This is a genomic window from Nostoc sp. TCL26-01, from assembly GCF_013393945.1.
Taxonomy (GTDB): domain Bacteria; phylum Cyanobacteriota; class Cyanobacteriia; order Cyanobacteriales; family Nostocaceae; genus Trichormus.
Window position 1 is genome coordinate 2,543,528 of record NZ_CP040297.1, and the last position, 19,873, is coordinate 2,563,400.

At 41.9% G+C, this 19,873-nt stretch carries 10 protein-coding genes, 2 tRNA genes and 3 rRNA genes; 6 read left to right on the forward strand and 9 right to left on the reverse strand.

Annotated elements, in window-relative coordinates; genetic code table 11:
* The first annotated feature begins 38 nt into the window (after positions 1-38).
* The 3 genes from FD725_RS10955 (at position 39) to FD725_RS10965 (ending at position 4,656) form a co-directional block, all read left to right on the forward strand.
* A complete protein-coding gene (locus FD725_RS10955; protein WP_179048167.1) occupies positions 39-1,487 on the forward strand; it encodes a response regulator in 1,449 nt (482 codons plus the stop codon).
* A 257-nt stretch (positions 1,488-1,744) separates the two neighbouring features.
* Entirely contained in the window at positions 1,745-2,881 is a 1,137-nt protein-coding gene (gene ldpA / locus FD725_RS10960) for a circadian clock protein LdpA (RefSeq protein WP_179048168.1), read from the forward strand.
* Positions 2,882-2,922: 41 nt separating this feature from the next.
* The gene (locus FD725_RS10965; protein ID WP_179048169.1) at positions 2,923-4,656 is read left to right on the forward strand and encodes a R3H domain-containing nucleic acid-binding protein; all 1,734 of its coding nucleotides are present in this window, start codon (positions 2,923-2,925) and stop codon (positions 4,654-4,656) included.
* A gap of 76 nt (positions 4,657-4,732) precedes the next feature.
* Here the strand turns inward: FD725_RS10965 and rrf are convergent.
* The 5 genes from rrf to FD725_RS10990 form a co-directional block, all read right to left on the reverse strand.
* Positions 4,733-4,850: ribosomal RNA gene (gene rrf, locus FD725_RS10970) — 5S ribosomal RNA — on the reverse strand.
* A 57-nt stretch (positions 4,851-4,907) separates the two neighbouring features.
* Positions 4,908-7,729 (reverse strand): 23S ribosomal RNA (locus FD725_RS10975).
* A 198-nt stretch (positions 7,730-7,927) separates the two neighbouring features.
* Positions 7,928-8,000 (reverse strand) — tRNA-Ala (locus FD725_RS10980).
* An 86-nt stretch (positions 8,001-8,086) separates the two neighbouring features.
* A tRNA-Ile gene (locus FD725_RS10985) sits at positions 8,087-8,160 on the reverse strand.
* 137 nt (positions 8,161-8,297) lie between these two features.
* Positions 8,298-9,788: ribosomal RNA gene (locus FD725_RS10990) — 16S ribosomal RNA — on the reverse strand.
* The 16S, 23S and 5S rRNA genes sit together here with 2 tRNA genes alongside, the layout of an rRNA operon.
* Before the next feature lie 297 nt (positions 9,789-10,085).
* On the opposite strand from FD725_RS10990, the gene glyQ reads away from it, so the two are divergent.
* From glyQ to FD725_RS11005, 3 genes are all read left to right on the forward strand, one after another.
* Entirely contained in the window at positions 10,086-10,964 is an 879-nt protein-coding gene (gene glyQ / locus FD725_RS10995; protein ID WP_179048170.1) for a glycine--tRNA ligase subunit alpha, read from the forward strand.
* Between the two features lie 533 nt (positions 10,965-11,497).
* Positions 11,498-11,983 (forward strand): DUF4079 domain-containing protein, encoded by a 486-nt coding sequence (locus FD725_RS11000; RefSeq protein WP_179048171.1) that lies wholly within the window; start codon positions 11,498-11,500, stop codon positions 11,981-11,983.
* 116 nt (positions 11,984-12,099) lie between these two features.
* Complete coding sequence (locus FD725_RS11005; protein ID WP_179048172.1) at positions 12,100-14,451, forward strand: ComEC/Rec2 family competence protein; 2,352 nt, start codon at positions 12,100-12,102, stop codon at positions 14,449-14,451.
* Between the two features lie 3 nt (positions 14,452-14,454).
* Here the strand turns inward: FD725_RS11005 and FD725_RS11010 are convergent, their stop codons facing one another.
* From FD725_RS11010 to FD725_RS11025, 4 genes are all read right to left on the reverse strand, one after another.
* Positions 14,455-16,338 (reverse strand): CHASE2 domain-containing protein, encoded by a 1,884-nt coding sequence (locus FD725_RS11010; protein WP_179048173.1) that lies wholly within the window; start codon positions 16,336-16,338, stop codon positions 14,455-14,457.
* A 112-nt stretch (positions 16,339-16,450) separates the two neighbouring features.
* A complete protein-coding gene (locus tag FD725_RS11015) occupies positions 16,451-17,128 on the reverse strand; it encodes a response regulator transcription factor (protein ID WP_179048174.1) in 678 nt (225 codons plus the stop codon).
* A 140-nt stretch (positions 17,129-17,268) separates the two neighbouring features.
* Positions 17,269-17,928, reverse strand: a complete 660-nt coding sequence (locus tag FD725_RS11020; RefSeq protein WP_179048175.1) for a hypothetical protein — start codon at positions 17,926-17,928, stop codon at positions 17,269-17,271.
* A 523-nt stretch (positions 17,929-18,451) separates the two neighbouring features.
* Positions 18,452-19,855, reverse strand: a complete 1,404-nt coding sequence (locus FD725_RS11025; protein ID WP_179048176.1) for an HlyD family secretion protein — start codon at positions 19,853-19,855, stop codon at positions 18,452-18,454.
* Positions 19,856-19,873: the final 18 nt, after the last annotated feature.

A 19,873-nucleotide genomic window follows, 5' to 3' on the forward strand; every position in this document is an offset into this window, starting at 1 on the left:
AGATACTGATTGAGGATAATTATAGTCTTTACTTCACAATGAATTTAAATAATAACAACAATTATAAAGGGAATATTTTGGTAGTAGATGATACACCAGACAATTTACGTCTTTTATCAGCAATGTTAACAGCACAAGGTTTTGAAGTCCGTAAAGCATTAAATGGTAAAATGGCATTGATGGCGTGTCAAATAGTCTTACCTGATGTAATTTTGCTGGATATTAATATGCCAGATATGGATGGCTATCAAGTTTGTCAGCAATTGAAAGCTGATGATAAAACCTGCGAAGTACCAGTAATTTTTATTAGCGCACTTGATGATATATTGGACAAAGCTAAGGCTTTTGATGTTGGTGGAGTAGATTATATTACTAAGCCTTTTCATTGTGCAGAAGTAGTATTACGAATTGAAAATCAAATCAATCTCCGTTCGTTGCAAATTAGATTACAAGAAAAAAACTTTTTATTGCAAGAAGCTCTCAATAATTTAAAAGCATCACAAGTACAACTAATTCAAAATGAAAAAATGGTAGCTTTGGGACAGCTAGTAGCAGGAATTGCCCATGAAGTTAATAACCCCATCAGTTTTATCTATGGTAATCTTCAATACGCTAATCAATACATACAAGAATTAATCAAAATTGTTGAACTTTATCAACAAGAGTATCCGCATCCAACGCCCAAGATGCAAACAGTAATTAAAGATACAGACCTAAGTTTTGTGATCAATGATTTACAAAACTTGATGGGTGCAATGTACAGAGGATCTGATCGCATTCGAGAAATTGTGCTGGCATTGCAAAACTTCTCCCGACATGATGAAGCAAAAATGAAATCAGTTAATATTCATCAAGGCATCGATAATACCCTGTTAATGTTACAGCATCGACTCAAGTCAACACCAAATCGGCCAGAAATTGATGTCATTAAAGAGTATAGCGATTTGCCGTTGATTACTTGTTATCCGAGTGAATTAAACCAGGTATTTATGCACATACTCAATAATGCTATAGATGCTTTAGATGCTCCCAATGAAAATAATTCCCCAAGAATAGTACCGAATGTAGGAACTTTTCAGGAGATGCCTATGAATCAGCGATTTGGCTTACGCACTAGTCAAATAGATCCTCTCTGGGTAACTCTTCGCAAAGCGACACATAATTTACAACCATCAGGACTGTACAGAAAATGGGAAGAACCTTTAAATCAAAATCCCCAAATTCGCATTCGTACTGAAGTGCTGGGTTCACATACTTTGAAAATTGCGATCGCCGATAATGGCGTAGGTATTGATCAAGCCTGGCAATCTCATCTGTTTGACCCATTTTTTACCACAAAACCAGTAGGGAAGGGTACTGGATTAGGATTATCAATTAGCTATCAGATTATCGTCCAAAAACACCAAGGGCAGATTACTTGTTCTTCCTCATCAGGTCAAGGTGCAGAGTTTGCAATTATCATCCCCATTATACCAGCATCCATGTGAGTATTTTAATATACTCAGCTAAAATTATTATACTTAATAAATTGATCTCAACGTTATGAAAATATTAAAGTTTTGACTGTGGATTGGTTATGGGATCATGCAAGTTTTACATCATCTCTGTATTTTGCATTCTTGAGAGTTAATAGAAGACAATTTCCAGTCTTGAATACGGACAACAGAAAAACGAGAATCAAGAAATCAGGATTTTTATCTATTAGAGACTACTATTTTCAGTCACATAAAAGCATAATAGAGATGTGATTGATTTGTTAACCCCTTTACAATCCCTCAAACAAGGTAACTGGTTCAAGCTCATCTGCGGAGCTAGTTTCCAGCACCTACCAGCAGTCAGAAGTTTAACATTAGCCTATACCTTGGCAGGTGCTGACTGCATAGATGTGGCAGCTGATCCAGCAGTGATTAGAGCCGCTCAAGACGCGATGCAAGTAGCCAAAAGTTTAGTCAAAGCAGCCCAAGCCAGAGGACTGAATTACAAAGGTAATACCCCTTTTTTGATGGTGAGCTTGAATGATGGAGAAGACCCACATTTTCGCAAAGCGGAATTTAATGCTCATGAATGCCCCCAAGATTGTCCTAAACCTTGTGAACAAATATGTCCTGCCCAGGCAATTGTATTTAACAACAAAAAAGATAATTTTTCTGGGGTCGAAGCCCAGAAATGCTACGGTTGCGGGCGTTGCCTGACCATCTGTCCATATGATATAATTTATACAAAATCGTATATATCAACCCCACAGGCGATCGCGCCAATGGTCATGTCAACCGGAATAGATGCCGTAGAAATCCATACAAAAGTAGGGCGTTTGGCAGAATTTAAGCAATTGTGGCAAGCAATAGCACCGTGGGCAGACCAATTAAAAGTTTTAGCTATCAGTTGTCCTGATGGCCAAGGTTTAATTGACTATCTCCAATCTCTCTATGAACTAATTGCCCCCCTCAACACTACACTAATTTGGCAAACAGACGGTCGTTCCATGAGTGGTGACATTGGCGATGGTACTACTCTAGCCACTGTGAAATTAGGGCAAAAAGTTTTAGCAGCTAAATTACCAGGATATGTACAGTTAGCAGGTGGTACTAACAACTACACTGTGACTAAGTTAAAAGCAATGGGACTACTCAAAAATCCCAGGTTCCCAGTTATGAGTGGTGAATCTAACATCCCTACTCAACACTCCATTTCCGGAGTAGCATACGGTAGCTATGCCCGTGTAATGCTCTCATCAATTATCGATCAGTTGGAAAAGAAGGAGGTAAATAACACCAGTGTCAAAGCTAATCTCCGCCTGGAAGAAGACGAAACATTACTTTGGCAGGCTGTAGAGCTTGCCCATTCTCTCGTTTCCCAGCTCAAGTCAAAGCAGGAGCGCTAATCGCTCTTCGTTATCTCTCAAAGCGTCACCACATAGAAAGCATGACGATTACAGACGATCTCCAAAAGTTGTTAGACATTTTGCCCCAAGACCTGCGACAAGTACTAGAGAATCATCCCAAACGAGATAGTTTAGTAGAAGTGGTCTTGGACTTGGGACGACTACCTGAAGCGCGTTTTCCCAATCAAGCCGAGTATTTAAGTGAAACACCAGTCACTCAAGCACAAATAGATGATTGTATTCAAAGAGTAGGAAACTTTGGTGGAGATAATCGAGCAGGAATTGAGCAAACTTTGCATCGGATCAGTGCCATCCGCAACCGTAATGGTAAAATTATTGGCTTGACTTGTCGTGTCGGTCGAGCTGTCTTCGGTACAATTGGCATGATCCGCGATTTGGTCGAAACTGGTAAATCGATTCTCATGCTGGGTCGTCCAGGTGTAGGTAAAACTACAGCCTTAAGAGAAATTGCCCGTGTATTAGCCGATGAATTGCATAAACGGGTTGTGATTATAGATACCTCCAACGAAATCGCAGGTGATGGTGATGTTGCTCATCCTGCCATAGGTCGTGCCAGACGGATGCAAGTAGCACACCCAGAACTTCAACATCAAGTAATGATTGAAGCAGTGGAAAACCATATGCCCGAAGTCATTGTCATTGATGAAATTGGTACAGAATTGGAAGCATTAGCTGCTCGTACCATTGCTGAACGGGGTGTACAGTTAGTAGGTACTGCCCACGGCAACCAGATAGAAAACCTCATCAAAAATCCCACATTGTCTGATTTAGTTGGTGGTATTCAAGCTGTGACGCTGGGAGACGATGAAGCCAGAAGAAGAGGTAGTCAAAAAACTGTTTTGGAACGCAAAGCTCCTCCTACCTTTGAGATTGCCGTAGAAATGTTGGAACGGCAGCGCTGGGTAGTCCACGAAAGCGTAGCTGATACAGTCGATAATCTTCTCAGAGGACGGCAACCCAGTCCACAAACAAGAACTGTTGATGATCAAGGTAAAGTTGCAATTACAAGGCAGTTAGCAGTTGTTAATGGTCGTGGTGGCAACTTAGCAACATCTGAAGAATCTTTCTCGCCTGCTAGACAATCAACTGGCTGGCGTTCATCAGGACAAATGTTAGCAATACCATCATTACCTTTAGAACGAGAAAAAGTTGGACAAAGCGAATTTGATCGTTTACTAGACGAATCCTTTAACTACTCGGAAAGCATTGATTTCAGTGCTACCAGACAAGCCGGGCCAAATGGTGAAGATTTACCATTACACATTTACCCATATGGTGTCAGTCGCCATCAGCTAGAACAAGTCATCAGTGTCCTAACTTTACCAGTTGTTTTGACAAAAGATATTGATAGTGCAGATGCAATTTTGGCATTGCGATCGCACGTTAAAAACCACGCTAAACTCAGGCAAATGGCTAAAGCTCGTCATGTACCAATTCATGTTATTAAATCCAGCACTATTCCTCAGATTACTCGTGGGTTACGTCGCTTACTGAACATTGATGATCCTGAAGTTGGTGATGAGCGAGAACTACAACTGTTTCTACACAATGGTAGCGATGATGAAATGGATGCCTTAGAAGAAGCTAGACTTGCTGTAGAACAAATTGTTATTCCTAAAGGACAACCAGTTGAATTATTACCACGTTCCCCGCAAGTTCGCAAAATGCAACATGAATTGGTAGAACATTATCGGCTCAAGTCCCATAGTTTTGGCGAAGAACCGAATCGGCGCTTGCGGATTTATCCGGCGTAATCTTGCGTAATACTGTAAAACTTCCAAACCAAAAGCCCCTGGAGACGTAGAGTCAAGGGGCTGATGAGAAAAGAAGACCTGGCGAAGAGCGATTGTAGCAGAGGGCGACCCCTAAACTATCGTAGCCGCAGCAGCGTTTCACAACTGAGTTCGGGAAGGGGTCAGAGTGGTTCCACCGCGCAATCAACACCAGGAAAAGCTGTAGAGTCAAAGACCCTGAAGACTGCAAAAAACGCGAAACCAAAGAATGAGAGGTCAAGCCCTCGGTCTGTTAGCACGGCTCGGCTGCATACATTACTGCACTTCCACCTACCGCCTAAGAACGGGTGTTCTGCCCGTGACCTTACCTACTTAAAGTAGTGAGAACACTCATCTTGAGGTGGGCTTCCCACTTAGATGCTTTCAGCGGTTATCCACTCCGCACTTGGCTACCCAGCGTTTACAGTTGGTACAATAACTGGTACACCAGCGGTGCGTCCTTCCCGGTCCTCTCGTACTAAGGAAGGCTCCTCGCAATGTTCTAACGCCTGCACCGGATATGGACCGAACTGTCTCACGACGTTCTGAACCCAGCTCACGTACCGCTTTAATGGGCGAACAGCCCAACCCTTGGGACGTACTTCCGCCCCAGGTTGCGATGAGCCGACATCGAGGTGCCAAACCTCCCCGTCGATGTGGACTCTTGGGGGAGATCAGCCTGTTATCCCTAGAGTAACTTTTATCCGTTGAGCGACGGCCATTCCATACTGCGCCGTCGGATCACTAAGGCCTACTTTCGTACCTGCGCGACTTGTCGGTCTTGCAGTCAAGCTCCCTTATTGCCTTTACACTCGCCGCACGGTTTCCAAGCGTGCTGAGGGAACCTTTGCGCGCCTCCGTTACCTTTTAGGAGGCGACCGCCCCAGTCAAACTGCCCACCTGAAACTGTCCTACTACCGGATGACGGTAGTTAGTTAGAATCCTAGCTTCGCCAGAGTGGTATCTCACCGTTAGCTCCATCTTCCCCACAAGGAAAACTTCATCGCTTCCCACCTATCCTGCGCAAGCGAAGCCCGGACACAATTCCAGGCTACAGTAAAGCTTCATAGGGTCTTTCTGTCCAGGTGCAGGCAGTCCGTATCTTCACAGACATTCCTATTTCGCCGAGTCTCTCTCTGAGACACCATCCAGATCGTTACGCCTTTCGTGCGGGTCGGAACTTACCCGACAAGGAATTTCGCTACCTTAGGACCGTTATAGTTACGGCCGCCGTTCACCGGGGCTTCGGTCGTCAGCTTCAGTTGCCCTGACCAACTTCCTTAACCTTCCGGCACTGGGCAGGCGTCAGCCCCCATACTTCCTCTTACGAGTTGGCGGAGACCTGTGTTTTTGGTAAACAGTCGCCTGGATCTCTTCACTGCGACCCACTGCTGAGGTGGGCACCCCTTCTTCCGAAGTTACGGGGCCATTTTGCCGAGTTCCTTAGAGAGAGTTATCTCGCGCCCCTTGGTATTCTCAACCTCCCTACCTGTGTCGGTTTCGGGTACGGGTACTATATGTTCATCACATTACTAGCTTTTCTTGGCACTATCTTTCACCACTCGGAGTTCGTAAACCCCTCCCAAACCAATCAGGGTATGGCTATTTTTCATGCGTCCCTAGAAATGCTCCCATATACTAGTCAGGGATTGTTGACCCTGTGTCCATCGACTACGCCTTTCGACCTCGCCTTAGGTCCCGACTAACCCAGAGTGGACGAACCTGGCTCTGGAACCCTTAGGGTTTCGGGGTATTGGATTCTCACCAATATTTGCGCTACTCAAGCCGACATTCTCACTTCCGTCTCGTCCACAGCTGCTCGCCGCTACTGCTTCTACCTACTACGGAACGCTCCCCTACCGATTATTATTAGTAATCCCACAGCTTCGGTACATCGCTTAGCCCCGTTCATTTTCGGCGCAAGAGCGCTTGACTAGTGAGCTATTACGCACTCTTTCAAGGGTGGCTGCTTCTAGGCAAACCTCCTAGTTGTCTGTGCACTCTCACCTCCTTTATCACTTAGCGATGATTTGGGGACCTTAGCTGGTGGTCTGGGCTGTTTCCCTCTTGACGATGAAGCTTATCCCCCACCGTCTCACTGGCAATGTGTTCTCTGGGTATTCTGAGTTTGTCTCGATTTGGTACTAGGTCTCCCAGCCCGCACCGAAACAGTGCTTTACCCCCAGGTATAATCATTACCGCTGCGCCTCAACACATTTCGGGGAGAACCAGCTAGCTCCTGGTTCGATTGGCATTTCACCCCTAACCACAACTCATCCGCCGATTTTTCAACATCGGTCGGTTCACCTCCACTTGGTGTTACCCAAGCTTCATCCTGGCCATGGTTAGATCACCAGGGTTCGGGTCTATAAACACTGATTACCGCCCTTTTCAGACTCGGTTTCCCTTTGGCTCCAGCATTCTCGCTTTAACCTACCAGTGCCTATAAGTCGCCGGCTCATTCTTCAACAGGCACGCGGTCATCCGTTTAATCGGACTCCCACTGCTTGTAGGCTAATGGTTTCATGTTCTGTTTCACTCCCCTTGCGGGGTTCTTTTCACCTTTCCCTCGCGGTACTGGTTCACTATCGGTCACACAGTAGTATTTAGCCTTACGAGATGGTCCTCGCTGATTCACATGGGATTCCTCGTGCCCCATGCTACTCGGGATGCAGCTACTATCCTTTGATTTTCGACTACAAGACTTTCACTTTCTCTGGTGCAGTATTTCGCTGCTTCGTCTAACCTCTAGATTCGATATCGCTGTCCCACTACCCCAAAAGGTTTACCCTTTGGTTTAGGCTTTTCCCATTTCGCTCACCACTACTTTGGGAATCTCTGTTGATTTCTCTTCCTCTGGCTACTAAGATGTTTCAGTTCGCCAGGTTGGCTCTTTCCTGTCTATATATTCAACAGGTAGTATTTAGGGTTCCCCCATTCGGACATCTCCGGCTCATAGTTTGCTTCCAACTCCCCGGAGTATTTCGTCGGTAACCACGTCCTTCTTCGCCTCTGTGTGCCTAGGTATCCACCATTAGCCCTTATTCGCTTGACCACAACTTCTTTGGTCTTTTTTGCTTCCACTTTCATTCACACTAACTAATGTCGTGTCAATGTCTGTTTCTGCCTGCTTTTCGCGTTTTTATGCAGTTTTCAAGGTTCTGGCTAGGTCTTCACCCAGCAGTCTAACAACACTATTGTGTTTCCTAGTTGCTGAATTTTTCCCTCTTTTCTTTTTGCTCTTTTTTCCAGGTGGAGGTTAGCGGACTCGAACCGCTGACATCCTGCTTGCAAAGCAGGCGCTCTACCAACTGAGCTAAACCCCCCAACACAATTCAAAATTCCAAATGCAAAATTCAAAAACAATTTCTTAATTTTGAATTTTGAATTTTTAATTTTGCATTGATTCAGGTGGGCCATCCTGGACTCGAACCAGGGACCTCACCCTTATCAGGGGTGCGCTCTAACCACCTGAGCTAATAGCCCCAATTCAACCCAAACCCAATCATAGTTTGAAAGCTTTTCTCTACACAACTTTTTCTCTCTGCGCACGACCTTGAGTAGACCATCTTGATGCTTACTTGCTTTTGGCTTTGGCTTCTCAAGTTGGGTAGGTCTCCCTTAAAGGAGGTGATCCAGCCACACCTTCCGGTACGGCTACCTTGTTACGACTTCACCCCAGTCACCAGCACTGCCTTAGGCATCCCCCTCTCCGAAAAGTTGGGGTAATGACTTCGGGCGTTGCCAGCTTCCATGGTGTGACGGGCGGTGTGTACAAGGCCCGGGAACGAATTCACTGCAGTATGCTGACCTGCAATTACTAGCGATTCCTCCTTCACGCAGGCGAGTTGCAGCCTGCGATCTGAACTGAGCTACGGTTTCTTGGATTTGCATCACATCGCTGTGTAGCTGCCCTTTGTCCGTAGCATTGTAGTACGTGTGTAGCCCAAGACGTAAGGGGCATGCTGACTTGACGTCATCCCCACCTTCCTCCGGTTTGTCACTAAGCAGTCTCTCTAGAGTGCCCAACTTAATGCTGGCAACTAAAAACGAGGGTTGCGCTCGTTGCGGGACTTAACCCAACATCTCACGACACGAGCTGACGACAGCCATGCACCACCTGTGTTCGTGCTCCCGAAGGCACTTTCTCCTTTCAGAAAAATTCACGACATGTCAAGTCTTGGTAAGGTTCTTCGCGTTGCATCGAATTAAACCACATACTCCACCGCTTGTGCGGGCCCCGTCAATTCCTTTGAGTTTCACACTTGCGTGCGTACTCCCCAGGCGGGATACTTAACGCTTAGCTCCGGCACGGCTCGGGTCGATACAAGCCACGCCTAGTATCCATCGTTTACGGCTAGGACTACTGGGGTATCTAATCCCATTCGCTCCCCTAGCTTTCGTCCCTCAGTGTCAGTGCAGGCCTAGCAGAACGCTTTCGCCACCTAAGTGTTCTTCCTGATCTCTACGCATTTCACCGCTACACCAGGAATTCCTTCTGCCCCGAACGCACTCTAGCTTTGTAGTTTCCACTGCTTTTATCTAGTTAAGCTAGACTCTTTAACAGCAGACACACAATGCCACCTGCGAATCCCTTTACGCCCAATCATTCCGGATAACGCTTGCATCCTCCGTATTACCGCGGCTGCTGGCACGGAGTTAGCCGATGCTTATTCCTCAAGTACCTTCACTTTCTTATTCCTTGAGAAAAGAGGTTTACGACCCAAGAGCCTTCCTCCCTCACGCGGTATTGCTCCGTCAGGCTTTCGCCCATTGCGGAAAATTCCCCACTGCTGCCTCCCGTAGGAGTCTGGGCCGTGTCTCAGTCCCAGTGTGGCTGGTCATCCTCTCAGACCAGCTACTGATCGTCGCCTTGGTGCGCTCTTACCACACCAACTAGCTAATCAGACGCGAGCTCATTTTCAGGCAGCAAGCCTTTCACCTTTCGGCACATCCGGTATTAGCCACCGTTTCCAGTGGTTGTCCCAGACCTGAATGCAGATTCTCACGCGTTACTCACCCGTCCGCCACTAAATCCTAAGATTCCGTTCGACTTGCATGTGTTAAGCATACCGCCAGCGTTCATCCTGAGCCAGGATCAAACTCTCCGTTTTGAAGCGTTTGTTGCTCTTCTTTGCTGATTCTCACCTCAGCTTGGTGTTTTTTATTTTCTTGACGCAGGGTATTTGTTGTATACTTGCTTTCAAACTATAATATTTTCAAGGTTCGGTCGCCTCCGGAGCGCCGCTTTTTCGCGTCCCTCTTTCAGGCACTTATCCAATATATCCAACCTCCCACCTCCTGTCAACTCTTTTTTTGGAAAAAATTTTTCTTCTCTCTTCTATCTCTCCACACACACTCTTTTCAGGCAAGAATGGTGTATGAATTTGGTGACGAAGGGAGGGTAGAGTATGAATTTTCAATCAGTAATAGCTACATTGCATCAGTTTTGGGCTGAACGTGGTTGCTTGATTGCCCAGCCTTATGATATTGAGAAGGGTGCAGGCACAAAGAATCCCCATACATTTTTAAGGGCGTTGGGGCCGGAACCTTGGGCTGTTGCCTATGTCGAACCATGTCGCCGTCCTACTGATGGGCGTTATGGTGAGAACCCTAATCGTTTCCAACATTATTATCAGTATCAAGTTTTGATTAAGCCTTCGCCAGATAATATCCAGGAGATTTATCTTGATTCTTTGCGGGCGTTGGGTATTCGTCCAGAAGATCACGATGTTCGATTTGTCGAAGATAATTGGGAAGATGCAACGGTTGGTGCTTGGGGTACTGGCTGGGAGGTTTGGTTGGATGGGATGGAAATTACTCAGTTTACTTACTTCCAACAGTGTGGGGGTATTGATTGTCGTCCAGTGTCGATTGAGATTACATACGGGTTAGAGCGATTAGCAATGTATCTTCAGGAGGTGGAGGCAATTACGAAGATTCATTGGACTGAGAACATTACATATGGAGATATTTTTCTGCAAAATGAGATTGAGCAGAGTACTTATAATTTTGAAGCGTCTAATCCTGAGTTACTGCTGACATTATTTAGTTTATATGAACAGGAAGCGAGTCAATTAACGGAAAAAGGTTTGGTGTTACCGAGCTTGGATTATGTGATGAAATGTTCGCATACTTTTAATTTGCTGGATGCTAGGGGTGTGATTTCTGTGACTGAACGTACTCGTTATATTGCGAGGATTCGGCATTTGGCGCGGAAAGTGGCTAATTTATATGTTGAACAACGGCAGAGGCAGGGTTTCCCGTTGCTGAAAAAAGTGTCAGTGTAAATTTGATTGGTGATTTTTAATTGAGTAGTAGAGAATAAAGGGAGGAAAAAGTAATTATGCTTGATTCTCTCTTCGTTTTTTGGTAAGTATTATGATGTTTTTTGAGCAGATAGAAGTTGGTGCTTACTTTCATATACCTGGTATAAGTAGTGCTTGTGTGTATAGAAAGGCTTGTAGTTCTCAGTGCAGTTTAAATTCGCTGCTACAGCCTATTAGGGCAAACACACAGGTTGTACTTTTGAGTGAAAGAGAAGTTAAGGCTTTTTTAGCAGCTAAACAAGATTATCTTAAAAGTCTAGTAAGTCTTTAGCTTGGCTAACAGTATTAATTTATCTCGCGCCAAGACACATTTGCCGCAAAGCGTTCTTGAAAAATAGGTGCAGAGGAGAAAGTGAGAGATGATACTTGTGAGGCTTGTAGTTCAATTTAGCTATTTGATTTGCTGAATGGAATTTGATGATTAAGTATTAAAATTTTACGAAAGTTTGCAATACTTAATATAGTAAAGCAGTTGGTCTACATTGCGAATATATATGGTGAATTGGAGTGAAATTTTAGAACCGATCGCAGCTTGGTTTCGTTCTTTGGGGGTTCCCGAACCGATTGTACACTGGGGACATCCATTAATGATGGCAATTGTGATATTTGTCTTAGGTGTTTATGTTGCTTGGGCAGGTTGGCGAGGTAAGCTGCTGGAGGAGCAAGACAAGGATACAGCAATTAAGAGTCGGACTGCTCATCGACAATTAGCGCCTCTACTATTTTTATTTTTAGCAGGTGGGTATACAGGTGGTGTTTTATCTCTGGTGATGCAGCATAAACCACTTTTTGAAAGTCCTCATTTTTGGACTGGTTCACTAGTTTTATTACTTTTACTCATCAACGGCGGAATTTCTCTGAGTGGATTTTTGGGAAATAAGAAAGTTCTAAGGGCGGTTCATGCTTATTTGGGTAGTGTGGCGTTGGGTGTTTTATTCCTTCATGCTTTTCTGGGCTTTGATTTGGGTATTTCGTTATGATGGGGTTTATGCAACTTTGATAGATTAAAGAGTCAAGCTAAGTAATATGAAGCCTGCATATGCGGGCTTTATTTGTTTAAATATGATATTTGTCAGGTGCTTTTACGAAAATTCTTATGATTCAGACTAATGTTGCAATTATTTGCTTGGGCTACATTTTGGGCTTACTATTTACAGGGGTTGTTGGGGGTGGAGTGTGGATTTTAATTTTGGGAATAGTTGTTGCTGTCTTTTTTAGAAAAGGTAGAAAACCTAGAAGAATTCCGCAAACATCAGAAATTACTAAAGGTTCTGTTAATTTAACGCCGCCAACTTTACAAATTAATCCCCACCCACGAGTATGGGTAATTGCAGGGTTGGTGGGGTTATTGGCAAGTTTTTATTTGCAATGGCGTGTACCGCAACCTGGAACAACAGATATTAGTCAATTTGTCCCGATAGATAATGACAATAATCAAGAACAACTGGTAATTGTGCGTGGGGAAATAATTAGTAATCCTCGTTTAACTCGCAGTCAACGAGGGCAATTTTGGTTGCAGGTGTCTCAATTAGATGAAGTTAAAAATGAGAAAGATACAGAAGAAACTCAAAAAGCTGCAACAGGTAAATTGTATGTAACTGTGCCTATTCTTAAGGCTACTGGATTATATCCTACACAAAAAGTAGAAGTAACAGGAGTGTTATATAAACCAAAAGCGGCATCTAATCCTGGTGCTTTCGATTTTCAAAAATTTCTGAAGCAAGAGGGAACATTTGCTGGTTTGATGGGACGGCAAATTAATATTATTGATGAAGAAAAACAATGGGGATGGTGGCAAGTTCGAGAACGAATTGTGCGATCGCAAGTTCGGGGATTAGATATACCAGAAGGGCCACTGGTTAGTGCTATGGTTTTGGGTAGCAAAGCTGTAGATTTACCTTATGATATCCGGGATTTGTTTGTCCAAGCAGGGTTGGCTCATGCTTTGGCTGCATCAGGTTTTCAAACTTCGTTGATTTTGAGTGTTGTATTGCAGCTAACTAGGCGCGCTAAGAAAGTAACACAAGTCACACTGGGTTCATTAGCTTTAATTATTTTCTTGAGTTTAACTGGGTTTCAACCTGCTGTTCTCAGGGCTGTAATTATGGGTTTTGCTGCATTAGTTGGTTTAGCTTTGGATCGCCAAGTAAAACAGTTGGGTTCACTGTTATTAGCAGCAACTTTGCTATTACTATTTAACCCTTTGTGGATTTGGGATTTAGGTTTTCAATTAAGTTTTTTAGCAACACTGGGATTGGTGGTGAGTGTGCCGGCAATCACTAATTTTTTGGGTTGGTTACCTCCAGTGATCGCTGCTTTGATTGCTGTTCCTTTAGCTGCGACAATTTGGACTTTACCTGTACAATTGTTTATTTTTGGGGTTGTTCCTGCTTACAGTTTAGTACTAAATATTATTAGCACACCATTGATTTCTATTATTAGTATTGGTGGAATTATTAGTGCGATCGCTGCATTGATTTTACCGGGGGCTGGTAGTATTGTAGTGGGATTTTTGCACTATCCGACTGATTGGTTAATTAAATTAGTAGAAGTTTTTAGTCAATTACCAGGAAACTCCCTAGCTGTAGGTAGTATATCAATTTGGCAGTTGTTGGTAATTTATAGTTTAATTGTGCTTGTTTGGCTAGTTAGTTGGTGGCAGAAACGTTGGTGGTTTGCTAGTTTAGTGGCTATTGGTATAGTATTGTTTCCAGCTTGGCATTCCACAACTACACTGTCGAGAATAACGGTATTAGAGGCTGGTGCAGAACCTGTTTTAGTAATTCAAGATCAAGGTGTAGTAACTATAATCAATAGTGGTGATGAAGGTACAGGACGCTTCACGATTTTGCCCTTTTTACAACAGCAAGGTGTGAATCAAATTGATTGGGCGATCGCTACTGATTTTCAAAGTAATGAAAGTGATGCTTGGATAGAAGTTTTGCAACGTCTACCCATTAAAAATTTTTATGCTTACGCTACTAATAAAGAGAATAATACTATCAATCAAATAATCCCTCAAATATTGCAAAAGCAAAAGGGCATTTATCAATTGTTACCTGTTGGTCAGACTATTAATTTGGGTTCAACTGTAGCACAATTAATCAATGAACAACCGATTGTCCAGTTACAAATTTTTGGACAGAGTTGGTTATTGGTGGGAGATGTCAAGTCAAAAGAGGTGGGAAGAATTATGAAGGCTGGAGGCTGGCCGAATCCTCAAGTTTTGTGGTGTAATTCTGCATCTTTGCGAGATTTAGTCATAGCATTCAAACCACAGGTAGCGATCGCTTCTGCTGGTAGTATAGATAATCAAATCTTGTCTGAATTGAGTAAAACTGCCACTAAAGTCTTTGTCACATCTCAAGATGGGGCTATTCAATGGACACCTAATGGACAATTTGAGTCATTTACTCAAGTGACAGAAAATAAGTCTTCTGTTTTGTAAGCATTATCGCAACCATGATTTCGAGATAGGCCACGATAATTCACAAATAGTTCCGTGGGGAGAAAGGGGCGATCGCTTAAATTTACCTTGGAGTTGTTGTGCTAAATTTATAAACTGTTGGGTTCCTCGTCCTTCTTTGTAAGAGGTAACACCCAGACCATTATCGATAATACTCAAGGTATACCAACCTTCAGATGCAAAGCAAGTAACTTTCAAGTTGGTAACTCCTGTGGCGTGTTTACCAACATTACATAAAGCTTCTTCTAAAAATCGACAAATACCTCGCTTGTGTTCAATACTCAAGCATCGCTCATCTATCGGTTCAAAGGTGCGGATTTTAACTTTAATAGTTTTAAAACAAGGAAAATCTCGATCTAAAGTATAACTATAAACTTGGTAAAGAATTTCGTGCAGAGGATCTTGTAAATTTATAACTACATTATTACCTAAATAAAGACTAGTATCTTGACTGGGGTATTCTCTTTGCAAGAATTCATAAATACCTCTTAGTTCATAGTTTAATTTCTCAAGTTCTTTTTCAATTTTTGGCAGTAATTCTGGTGTGAAATTATTCTCGCCCCGTAGTAGCTTTAAGACTTTAGCTAAACTTTGGAGTGGCCCATTATGGATTGTCTCAAAAGTACTTTCTATCACAGCTTGCCGAGTTTGCATTCCCAAGCGTAAAGCATAATTATATTGATATAGTGCCATGAGTTCCATCCCATTTAAAGTCAAAACTAAAATGGCAGGGATGACAGGAACCCACCAACCCCAAATTAATAGTAAATAACTAATAAAAAATAACCCGGAAGCGGCAATACCAACCACTACTAAATTTAGTAATGGAGAATGAGTTAATCTAGCAATAGCAATACCTAAAAAACCCCAAGCAAAAATCCAGACATATTCCCAACCTTCATCCCAAGTATGAATGAGAGGTCTGTTATCTAGTACAGCGCTGATGATTTGGCTGACGGCGTGTGCTTGAATTTCAATACCATATACTCGCCCTGGTGCTGGGTTGATCGACTTAATGGCTGAGGTAGTGATAAAATCTTTACGACTGGGAGCAGTAACGCCAATAATCACAATGCGATCGCGTATCCAGGCAGGATCTAATTTACCATTTTTAATATCCTGTCCAGATAAAATTCTAAATCTTTCTCGACCACTGCGATAATTCAGCAGTGTTTGCACTCCACCGGCATCAGCACGGATGTATCCCCCAGAATTAGGTAAAAACCTTGGTATTTCAGTCTGACCGAATCTCATAGTAGAGCGATCGCGCAGACCATTTTCTAAGCTAATATTTTTCTTGGCTAAATATACAGTTGCTAATCGCACAGCAAAAGATAACTTGTAGCCAGCAGATGTGGGTGTTCCTAATAAACTACGCCTCAATTTACCATCAATATCAGTAATTTGATCAGCAAAACCAATTTGTTCGGGTAGTAAATCTCGTGGAGGTGAAATTTTCTCTGGTAATACTTTTTCAATAGCAATCAAATTTTTGATATTTTTGAAGCTGGTCACCAATTCTTCATGTCCTGGATTAATTGGTAAATCTCGATAAATATCCAGCCCAATTACACTGGGCTTATAAGCTTGTAACTTTGACAGTAGTTTTGCCAATTCACGATCTGACATTGCATAATCTTGATGACTACGAAGATCATCTTCATTTAGTCCCACAAGTACAATTCGTTTATCTATAGTTTCCTCTGGTCGTAAACGGAGAAAACTATCAAAAGCTAACCATTCTAAAGTCTGCATTGAACCTATAATGCGTGCAATCATTACCAGCCCAATAACTGCAATTCCTGGTAATATACCTACGCGCCAGATGGCTATTTCAGTTTTAATGATGCGCCAAAGTCCAGGTTGCATAGGCTCTTCTCCTAGTCTTTAGGTATTTAGTAAGTTAGTCTGCATCAATAATTAGCGATATAGCAAAAGTTCAGAGAACAGCGCAGAATCACCAATGAATAACAACTATTAATTAATCAATTAACCCTTCTTCTCTAGCCCGTTTCTCAGTTTGAATCCGAATATTTTTCCCTTCATCAGGATAAACACCCAGGGCATCTTGCAGTTTACTCCAATAGTGCCGCACCATACGTTCAGAAATACACATTTGTTCGGCAATGGCTTTATCTTGTAACCCTTCTTCAAAAGCTAAAGTTAGAACTCTTAACCATTCTGGTTTAATTTCTAATCCAGCGTGGATTCCTTTAATGTCTTTTGTATGAGTTAATCCTTGTAATGCCCAATCAACTCTTGTTAACATTTCTTGGGTAGACAGACTTTTATCTGCGGCGGTAAAACCTCCTTTATGAGTATCAATGTCAGGTCGAATTCTGACTAATGTTCTAATATGGGCGCTTTGCACAATGATATTTAAACTGGGATAGTTTTTCATCAGTGTTCTTAACAGTCGCACTCCTGTATCAGGACGGGCGGTAATACCAGAATTTTCGGGAATAGAAAGATCCATAACCACAAGGTCTGGTTGTAAATTAGTCAATTGATTAAAGGCATTTTCAGCATTGACGGCAGTCACAAATTCAGCATCAGGATATTGTCTTTTTAATACTTCAACTGTGCCACTAAGGACTGATTCATGGTCATCAATTACTAGAAATTTAATTAATGCTGGTTCAGATACCGTTTGTTTCATGATTCACACCTTGTTGATTGATTAAAGAACTGTAGATTGATTCTGAGATGTATAAATAATGTCTGAAATTACTATTTTTTACATATTTATCACCCAGGATTTTATATAGGGAATAATGTCAGTAAAATTTATGATGATTTCTACCAAGAGAAGTACCAAGTAACTCTAAAATCATGAGTATGATAAAAGCATTTGGCTGAAGTTAAAAATCGACAACTTTGACATAGATAATCTAATTCTAATAAACTAGGGCGAAAGACAATTGCTGCTCCTTCAGAATAATTAATTTTTACCGTTAATTGTCCGATCTCGCTCTTTTGTTTTAAACTTATATAAATTGACCTAGGCATGAACATTTCTGATAGAGTTATAGTCAGCAATTCCTCTAAAGAGCGTAAAATAATTAGACCACGTTCTGCTGGTTCATATCGCCAATATATAGGCATATCTATCTGAAAATATAGATGAGGATGAGAATTTAGCCAAGGCTCTAATAAAGACTCAATTGCTAGAGGAAAACTATCTTGGAGTGATTCAGGAAAAAGGCGATCACTTAATTGTACTAAAGAATCATGAAAGTTATCAATTTGCTGTAAAAAATGTTGTAATTTATTACTTGATAAATCCAAATAATTCATAGATAATAAATCTAAGCTACGCCGCATTGTAAAAGTTTCCTGTAATAGACTATCCCGAATATTTTCAGCTTCTAATAAAAGCTTAGATGATTGTCTGTAAGACCACCATTGTAAGGCTTTTTGAGCTTTTTGATAGGATGTCAAAAACGGAAATATGGTCATAACGCAGACACTTAAAAGTATAATTTGTGTACCTAAGCTTGGAAATACAAAACTGATATGTGGTTTATTTTGCTATCATAGGCTAAAAATATTAGTTAATTCACTATAGATTTGTGCCAAATAAAATGTCTAAAATTTACAAGTTCCTATCCAAAAAATGACACTCTTATTGATAACATTTATGTGAATGTAATATTTATCATGTTCTGATTAAGCCATTTTTAATAATTCATGCTGAATAAAATCCCCAACTTCTGTAAGAATTTGGGGATCTGAATATATCAACTATGACAAATTTCAGAAGTAGGCGATAGCTAAGTGAGATAATTTATTTCTCTAGATATATTGAAATAAATATCTTTAGGATAAAATGATAACCAATCCTCAAAATACTTAGACAAATTAGTTATTGTTTCGTAATAAAATTCATGATGTTTCACATTAACTAAACCACATATTTTTTGGATAACAATCCTGGCAATGGAGCTATTTTTATTCTGGCTCCTGAATTCTGACCCAAAATCTATAAATCAGTGATAATCCTGGCTTTGCGTAGAATAAATTGTAGTGCTGTCTCCTCTTGAGTAATAATTTGCGCTTCCGCTTCCATACCAACTTGGATATAACACCGACGATCGCCATGACCAAATTCTAGCTGTTCTGGTTGGATAGTAGCTTCAAAATAGGGAATTGCAGAGCCTGGTGTTGTTGCGCCTGTATTATTGTTTTGAGGTGAGATAGCATCTGGGGAAATACCACTAACCACAGCGTTGAGAGTACCATAATCAGGATATGGACAGGCATTAACTCGTAATTGGACTTTTTTGCCAACAGTTACCTTTTTAATCTCTGCGGTGGGAATCATAGCCTTGATTATCAAGGGTGCATTCTGAGGTACGATTTCTGCGATCGCATCGCTGGTACGCACCACTTGGCCAGGGTTACGTAGATTCAGCTTGAGAATAATTCCATCACTAGTAGCGCGAATAATGCTATTTTGCAGTTGCCATTCTACCTGTTCTAATTCTTTTTGAGATTGATTGAGTTGGGAGAACATTTCTACCCGGCGCTGGATTAACGACTGCTTTTCTTTTTGCAACACAGCAATAGTAGATTCACCCTTAGCACGTTCTTGAGCGATCCGTTCTTGAGCGATCGCCACCGTAGCCATGCTAGGATTAACGGCAGCTTGCGCTGATTGCAAATTGGCTTGAGCAATTTCTACAGACCTTCTCGCAGCTTCCAATGCTGACTTAGTTTGTTCTACAACTAATTTTTTCTGCTCATACTCACGTCTACCAATAGCACCAATTTCTGTTAATTGCTGATAGCGATCGCGATCTACCTTAGCAAAATCTAAATCCGCTTGGGATTTACGTAAGTCTGCAATTGATTTTTGTAAATTAGCTTGAGACGCAAGAAACTCACTTTGGGTAGTTACTTGCTTATCTTGATACTCTCGCTGATTTCGAGCCAAATCAGCTTGAGCAGAAGCAATTGTTCGCTCCATCACCTTCAGTTCAGCCAGTATCTGAGTGTTTAAAGTGCTGATTTGAGCATCAATTTGGATGAATTGCAGTTTTCCTTGTTGGATAGTACCTTCCAGTTGACTCTTTTTAATTTGTAACTGCTGGGTATCCAGACGAGCGATCGCATCACCTTGTCTCACAATCTGATTTTCTTTGACAAAGATATTTTCTACCGTCCCCTCTATTTCTGGTTGCACTAACCTAGTCTCACCAATAGGACGAACGGTAGCAGAGGTTTTGACTACAACATTGTATTTAATCCATGAAGAGAGAGCGATCGCTGTACCAACAGTTGCTATGAGAAATATGCCTAATAAAGATGTCCAAATACTAACAGAAGGCAAAGATTCAATCTCTTGAACTGGTGGGAGAACTTTTTGATTCTGTATGTAGAGCATATTTCACCAAATAATTAC

What these genes read in the sequence shown, in the direction of transcription:
- FD725_RS10955 (WP_179048167.1), top strand. Translation starts at nt 39, where the DNA reads ATGAATTTAAATAATAACAACAATTATAAAGGGAATATTTTGGTAGTA.
- FD725_RS10965 (WP_179048169.1), top strand. Translation starts at nt 2,923, where the DNA reads ATGACGATTACAGACGATCTCCAAAAGTTGTTAGACATTTTGCCCCAA.
- glyQ (WP_179048170.1), top strand. Translation starts at nt 10,086, where the DNA reads ATGAATTTTCAATCAGTAATAGCTACATTGCATCAGTTTTGGGCTGAA.
- FD725_RS11000 (WP_179048171.1), top strand. Translation starts at nt 11,498, where the DNA reads ATGGTGAATTGGAGTGAAATTTTAGAACCGATCGCAGCTTGGTTTCGT.
- FD725_RS11005 (WP_179048172.1), top strand. Translation starts at nt 12,100, where the DNA reads ATGATTCAGACTAATGTTGCAATTATTTGCTTGGGCTACATTTTGGGC.
- FD725_RS11010 (WP_179048173.1), bottom strand. Translation starts at nt 16,338, where the DNA reads ATGCAACCTGGACTTTGGCGCATCATTAAAACTGAAATAGCCATCTGG.
- FD725_RS11015 (WP_179048174.1), bottom strand. Translation starts at nt 17,128, where the DNA reads ATGAAACAAACGGTATCTGAACCAGCATTAATTAAATTTCTAGTAATT.
- FD725_RS11020 (WP_179048175.1), bottom strand. Translation starts at nt 17,928, where the DNA reads ATGACCATATTTCCGTTTTTGACATCCTATCAAAAAGCTCAAAAAGCC.
- FD725_RS11025 (WP_179048176.1), bottom strand. Translation starts at nt 19,855, where the DNA reads ATGCTCTACATACAGAATCAAAAAGTTCTCCCACCAGTTCAAGAGATT.